Raw genomic sequence first — 6,466 nt, forward strand, 5'->3', positions numbered from 1 at the left:
GATGCCTTCTTGTGGACCGCGCAATTCCTCGCAGACTTACACGTGTTCACCGCACGAGACATCCCATACCAGAAGCAACTGGTTCCGCTCGCTGCGATCAAGGTGGTGCTGGGACAGGATGCTGACCTTCATTCGGTGCGTGCCCAGCTTGTCCGCTGGTACTGGTCTGGCGTGTTTGGTGAGTTGTACGGCAGTGCCATCGAAACCCGTTTCGCGCGTGACCTGGAAATGGTCCCTGCTTGGTGCAAGGACGAAACCAGCCCTGCACCGCGTACCGTCACCGATGCGAACTTTGTTGAATCTCGTCTTCACTCGATGCGCACCCGTAACTCTGCAGCGTACAAGGGTGTGATGGCGCTGCTGATGGCCAATAATTCCAAGGATTGGATGGAAGACAAGATGTTCGGTGCCGTCCAATACAAGGACATGAGCGTCGATATTCACCACATCTTCCCGCAGGCTTGGTGCAACAAGAACAATATTGACGACGAACACCGCGAGTCCATCGTGAACAAGACGATGCTCAGTGCCCGTACCAACCGCGTTATTGGTGGCGTTGCGCCGTCGAGCTACGTCGACAAGATCGAGCGGACCGCGAAGATCTCGGAAGCAGAACTCGACGAACTGCTTCGACCACACCTCGTTGACCCACAAGCGTTGCGTTCGGACGATTTCGACACGTTCTTTGCAACTCGCCGCGAAGCACTGTGCCAGTTGGTTGAGAGCGCGATCGGCAAACCAGTCCAGCGTGACATCTCTGCTGGTCAAAGCGAAGAAGACTCCTCGCACTTCGACCAGGAAGAGATGTAGCGTGCAACTTCCCGAGGGACGAACGATCGACGTTCGAGATCTTTCATCTCTGGCTCCCGCGTTCAAGAAGGGCGAGTGGAAGTGCGGTGTGTACCGTCTGCACTTTGAAAATGGCGAGGCGTATCCGGGGCAGTCGAGGAATGTGGTGACTCGGTTCGCGGGTCATCGTAGGCGTTGGCTAGACATTGTTGCCGTAGATTTCTTCCCTCTTCCGGTAGACCAGCTCAACGAAGCCGAGCAGTTCCTCATTACGGAAACCGAAGCCGAGTATTCGGTGAGGAACATCATGCTGACGAATCGGCCACGGGGTAACGACACCGCTGAAATTGTTACCCGAGAGGGAACAACCATCGCGCTTCCGTGGGAGCGCGAGCGAGCAAAGGGCGCGACGCAGTCTTACGCAGATGAGGTTGATGCCAAACTTGTAGAGCTGTTGCGCCACCCGAAGTTTCTTGAGGTCCGGGCGTTAGTCGGCTGGTATATTGTTGCGACCGGCTAGTTGGTAGCGGTGTGGTGACTTTCGGGTAGCGGTTGAGTGGGTTTCCGGTAGCGGGGTTGGCGGTGGCGGGTGATGCTTTCGGGTGGTTGCACCACAGGGGTGTAGCCGGTTGCCGGAAGGAGTCCGCTGATGACGGATTACCGGGCGGTGATGAAGCTGCTTGTGCAGCAGCGTTCGTACCGCCAGATTGAACAACAGCTGGGATGCTCCCACCGCGCGATTTCCCGGTCGAACCAGGTGCTTCGATCCCTCGGGATTCGCACGGTCGACCAGGTTTTGGCGCTGACGGATGATGAGCTCGACGAGTTATTCGTGGATGGGCGCAGTACAGGCCAGGGCGAATTCGTCCCTATCGATTTCGATGCGGTGGTCAAAGCCCGCACGGGGCGTAACAAGCAGACACTGCAAGTGCTGTGGGCGCGCTACACCACCACACCTGCTTTACCCGGCCAGCTCCATTACAGCTACGACCGGTTTCGCCAGTTGGTGGCGTCTCATGTCGATGCGGCCGGTTTGACCGCACGCATCACTCACACACCGGGGCACACCATGCAGGTGGATTGGGCAGGCACCAAGATGCGCCTGTTCGACCCTGACGGCGCACCGGGGGTGAAGGTCAGCGTGTTTGTCGCCTCAATGCCGTATTCAGGGATGATTTTTGCCCTCGCATGTCCGGATGAGCGCCAGCATTCCTGGCTTGATGCCCACCACCACGCGTTCGCCTACTTCGGGGGCGTGCCTGAGGTTGTGGTGCCGGATAATGCCTCGACTGCGTCGAACGCGATCAGCGCGGCGGATCGAAACCGCAAGGTCAACGACACCTACGAGCAGTTTCTGGAGCATTACAACACCGCAGCACTGCCTGCACGAGCGAAGCGGCCGAAAGACAAAGCCAATGTCGAAGCCGCAGTCAAGATCGTCACCCACAAAGTTATCCACGCACTCGATGGCCACCAGTGCGTCGACCTAGACGAACTCAACACGCGAATTCAGCAGCTGGTTGACCAGATCAACCAAGCGGTGCCGTTTCGTCACCAGCAGTCAAGCCGCAAAGACATCTTCGATGCGCACGAAAAGCACCTTTTGACAGCACTTCCCGATACCCCGTGGCAGCGCACCGAGTGGAAACGCGCCAAGATCGCCCCGGATTTCCACATCACCGTAGCCAGCGTGCGGTACTCCGTGCCGCACCAGCTCGTTGGCCGCACTGTCGATGTGCGCATCACCGGGCAAGTGCTCACGGTCTTCGATGGTGGCCGTGCCGTTACAACCCACACGCTTGCCCACACCCGCGGGGCGTATGTCACCGATGCCGACCACATTCCGGCGAACATGGATCACACCCAGGGACTGTGGACGAGCGATTACTTCCTGCGCGAAGCCCAAAAGATCGGCCCGGCGACACGCACCGTCATCGAGGAAATGATCGCGGCGAAAGCAATCCCGGCCCAGGCCTACCAATCGTGCAGAAACGTGCTGTCAATGGGCAAACACGCCAACAAGCTCGTGCTGGAAGAAGCATGTAAACGCTTGGTCTCCTCCGACGAGACCCGCCGGGCAGTGTCCTACACCGCGGTCAAAAACATGATGGCCGCCGTACGCAAAGAAGCCGCAACCCGACCACACGGCTTCGACCACCAGACACCGGCCACACCTGGACATCCGGATCGCACGCCCGCCGCTGCCACACGCGACACCAGCGGCGCCTACCTCGGTGGTGCAGCACAGTTCAGCCTGGACAACCTCATCAAGAAAGGAACCACAACACCATGACCCCACCGACCCCGCCGCAAGAGCGTTTCCTCGACGAATCCGTCCTCGCGGACTTCACAGCAATGCGCATGACAGCTTTCGGCAAAAGCGTCATCGACATCGCCAACGACCCAACCTTCGACACGTGGACCTTCTCACAAAAGGTGCTCTACGCACTCGACAAAGAAGTCGCGGCCAGACGCGAACGCCGCATCAACAAACTGCTCAAGGCATCACGATCGCCAAACCCCGATGCCTGCCTCGAAGACGTTGTCTACGCGCCTGACCGCAACATCAACCCAGAACAAGTCAGCCGACTCGCTCACGGGCAATGGTGCCACCTGGGCCAAAACATTGTCATCTTGGGCAAATCCTCAGTCGGCAAGAGCTACCTCGCCCAAGCACTGATCACCGCAGCATGCCGCAACGACTACTCCGCCAGGTTCTACCGCACCGACATGCTTGCCGCGCACTTCGCAGTGATGCCACTCGACGACCCAGCCCGGCTCAAACTCACCCGCGAGTTGATCAGCGTCGACGTGTTAGTCCTCGACGACTTCCTCACCACCCCAGTCGATGCCGCCACCGCGCACCTGCTTTTCAACATTCTCTCCGAACGAGAAGGCAACCGATCAACCATCGTGACCTCACAGTTCACCCCGCAAGACTGGTACAGATCCATCCCGGATGCCGTCATCGCCGAGTCCATCCTCAACCGACTCATCGCCGGCGCCGAAATCATCACCCTCGAAGGACCAAACATGAGACTGGGAGCTAACCAGTAACACACAAAACGCCTGAGCAGGAACCGCTACCGGATCCCCACTCAGGCGCTACCACAAACTCACCACACCGCTACCATTTCAATCTTCTAAACAGCGCTGGCGACGGCTGAACAGGATGTGGTGGAGCCGACCACGGCGGGTGCTACCGAGTAGACGCTAGCCCGTAGCAGACAGCGAAGGGGTCAGGGTGTGTGCCTTGGCCCCCTTTACCCATACCTGGATGAAGGGCACACCATGAATAATCCGTATCAGGAAGAACTACTTAACCGTCTCCGTGACCATGAGAACGCGGGGGTGAACGTGAACTGACCCGGCTTATCAACTGGGCTACATCCGCTGTGTTGAAGTACACAGCTGTGCGGGCGCTCACTAAGACGATGATTGAGAAGTGGGTCAGAGTTAAGGCAGCAGGGTGTGTTCGATGCCGTCTAGGATCACATCGATGACGAGGTCGTAGTATTCCTCGGACATCGCTTCTTCTTCATCAGGGTGTGAGAGAGGCTCCAGGTAAGAGTTGACAATACTGGTCAGTCCAACAGATTGAGCCATCATAGGCTCAAGCCTGACAAGCATTTCGTGCAGGTTGTGGCGAGGCTGGATTTGATTGGATGCGCGCAGGTTTCTCGCTCCGATCGTGTGGATGATCGAGTTCGCGATAATTGTGTAGGCCACAGGCGAATTGTCACCAAACCCAGCTTCTTGTAGTTTGGCCCAGGCTCCATCGATCATCGGCAAAAACTGTTCGGTGAACTTGCCCCGCGCGAACCTGTCGGTAATCCCCGGATATGCTAACAATGCGGGGCGTAGATTGTGAGCCATAGCTCGAAACCAGGCTTTCCATTCAAGGTCCGAGTCGGGAACTTCAATCCCGACACATACCCGGTCTACAACAGCATCACAAATGGCTTCCTTGTTTGGAAAATAATGATAAATCACTGAGGGAACCACGCCCAGTTCACGGGCAATGTCCCGTACTGACCATCCCTCAACGCCACTGATCGCGCTTAACTGTACAGCTTGTTTGACAATCAGCTCGCGTGATAGCCCAGCCCTTCGCCCCGTTAGCACAGTGTTCATAAGGTGACCCTAACTTATTCCTTGACCCTTACTAGAACACCATTCTACAATATCCCTAAGTGAAACAGTGTTCTAGTAATGGAGTGTAGTGATGCCCGACCCTCGTAGTAATAAGCCGACACAGAGCTCTATTGATCCAGGAGCGCAAGCGAACCTGGTAGTGGGAATCGTTTTTCTCGCCTTTATGGGGCAAATGATTCTCAATCCGATCATCGCGCCACTGTCACGACAGATGGGATTGCGGGAATGGCATATTGGCGCCACTATCTCTTTGGCAGCGATTGTACTAGCGAGCTTGAGTGCTTATTGGGGGCGAGCTTCCCAACGTGTCGGCGCTAAACGTGTACTCGCTGCTGGGCTTGTGATCGCGATCATCGCTTTGAGCGCCTTCGGTATTGTCTCCTACCTGGGGATGAACCAGGTAGTTGGCGGTGTCGGACTAGTTTTTGGTGTTGTGATCACTCGTGGTTTGCTCTATGGTGGAGGGATTTCAGCGATCGCCCCGACCGCGCAAGCCCACCTGGTCACGCATGCTGCCAGCGAGAACGGGCGGGTAAAAGCACTGGGCATGATTGGAGCGGCTCAAGGGATGGCCTCCATTGTTGGAGGTGTTACTGGAGGTGTGTTAGCCGCTGCTGGTGGCCTGCTCTTGCCCTTGGTGGTCATGCCCGTTGTGATGGTGATTGGTCTGGTTGTTCTCTTGGTGAGTTTCGCACCTCAAAGCCGAGGGCAACTTTTTGCAAAGCCTCAACGGATTCGCTTCACTGATCCGCGTGTAGCTCCCTGGCTAGCAACTGGTCTGGTGATGTTTCTTGTGTTTTCTTCTGTTGCTACGATTTTTGGATTCACTGTCCAAGACCGCTTCGCCCTGTCGGCAACTGCGACCGCAGGTATTTCCGCGATTTACCTGACCATCATGGGCGTGACCATGATCATTGCCCAAGCGGTGATTGCTCCAAAGACAGGGTGGGGAGCAGCGAAGCTTTTACGTACTGGTCTGGCCATTACACTAGTTGCAACTGTGCTCATTTGGCCTACCTCCTCGCACGCTTTACTGGTTGTCGGGTGTATCGTGCTGGGGGTAGGTATGGGACTGGCGATGCCCGGGTACAACACTGGCCCAACCTTGAAGATGAGTGCAGATGAGCAAGGCGCAGTGGCTGGCATCATCAACGCTAATAATGGGTTGGCGTACGCGATTGCCCCGCTGGCTTCGACCGCCCTTTACGGGTGGAACCCGCTGGCACCCTTCGCCGTCTGTATCGCCTTGATTGCAGTGGTCGTCATCTACGCCCACACCGTACCCGCACTACGCCAATAACTATGAGCGTGCCTGAAGTAGCCGTTCCATCACGTTATCCGCAGGAGTCGGCCCCGAGTAGTCCACCAGCGAGTTGTCTTTGACGACATCGAAAATCTCGTACCAGAGCGTATTCGCCTGCTTGCTAAACGACTGAGACATGGCCACGAATGGGGACGCGATAGCTGTTAGGACTACGGATTTAGTAACACCGTGGTGAGTATCCAGTAACGCCCGGGTGAG

At 56.7% G+C, this 6,466-nt stretch carries 6 protein-coding genes and 1 pseudogene; 5 read left to right on the top strand and 2 right to left on the bottom strand.

Going from position 1 to position 6,466, the window contains the following annotated elements; all coding sequences use genetic code 11:
* Positions 1 to 42: 42 nt before the first annotated feature.
* From HMPREF3171_RS12210 to HMPREF3171_RS00215, 4 genes are all read left to right on the top strand, one after another.
* Complete coding sequence (locus tag HMPREF3171_RS12210) at positions 43 to 810, top strand: hypothetical protein (protein WP_246815279.1); 768 nt, start codon at positions 43 to 45, stop codon at positions 808 to 810.
* A 1-nt stretch (position 811) separates the two neighbouring features.
* The gene (locus HMPREF3171_RS00205) at positions 812 to 1,309 is read left to right on the top strand and encodes a GIY-YIG nuclease family protein (RefSeq protein WP_246815280.1); all 498 of its coding nucleotides are present in this window, start codon (positions 812 to 814) and stop codon (positions 1,307 to 1,309) included.
* Positions 1,310 to 1,438: 129 nt separating this feature from the next.
* Positions 1,439 to 3,082, top strand: a complete 1,644-nt coding sequence (istA, locus tag HMPREF3171_RS00210; protein WP_070452904.1) for an IS21 family transposase — start codon at positions 1,439 to 1,441, stop codon at positions 3,080 to 3,082.
* Entirely contained in the window at positions 3,079 to 3,846 is a 768-nt protein-coding gene (locus HMPREF3171_RS00215; RefSeq protein WP_070452901.1) for an ATP-binding protein, read from the top strand. Before istA ends, HMPREF3171_RS00215 begins: the two co-directional genes overlap by 4 nt.
* Positions 3,847 to 4,245: 399 nt before the next feature.
* Here HMPREF3171_RS00215 and HMPREF3171_RS12150 read toward each other — a convergent pair whose 3' ends face one another.
* Entirely contained in the window at positions 4,246 to 4,923 is a 678-nt protein-coding gene (locus HMPREF3171_RS12150) for a TetR/AcrR family transcriptional regulator (protein ID WP_070452898.1), read from the bottom strand.
* Positions 4,924 to 5,014: 91 nt separating this feature from the next.
* Between HMPREF3171_RS12150 and HMPREF3171_RS00225 the strand changes: the two genes are divergently transcribed.
* Positions 5,015 to 6,244, top strand: coding sequence for an MFS transporter (locus tag HMPREF3171_RS00225; protein ID WP_052205465.1), 1,230 nt, complete (start codon positions 5,015 to 5,017; stop codon positions 6,242 to 6,244).
* Here HMPREF3171_RS00225 and HMPREF3171_RS00230 read toward each other — a convergent pair.
* Positions 6,245 to 6,466: pseudogene (locus HMPREF3171_RS00230) on the bottom strand (hypothetical protein); the annotation flags it as partial.

It is taken from the genome of Corynebacterium sp. HMSC08F01 (genome assembly GCF_001807545.1).
GTDB lineage: Bacteria > Actinomycetota > Actinomycetes > Mycobacteriales > Mycobacteriaceae > Corynebacterium > Corynebacterium coyleae.

What these genes read in the sequence shown, in the direction of transcription:
- HMPREF3171_RS12150 (WP_070452898.1), bottom strand. Translation starts at nt 4,923, where the DNA reads ATGAACACTGTGCTAACGGGGCGAAGGGCTGGGCTATCACGCGAGCTG.
- HMPREF3171_RS00215 (WP_070452901.1), top strand. Translation starts at nt 3,079, where the DNA reads ATGACCCCACCGACCCCGCCGCAAGAGCGTTTCCTCGACGAATCCGTC.
- HMPREF3171_RS00225 (WP_052205465.1), top strand. Translation starts at nt 5,015, where the DNA reads ATGCCCGACCCTCGTAGTAATAAGCCGACACAGAGCTCTATTGATCCA.
- istA (WP_070452904.1), top strand. Translation starts at nt 1,439, where the DNA reads ATGACGGATTACCGGGCGGTGATGAAGCTGCTTGTGCAGCAGCGTTCG.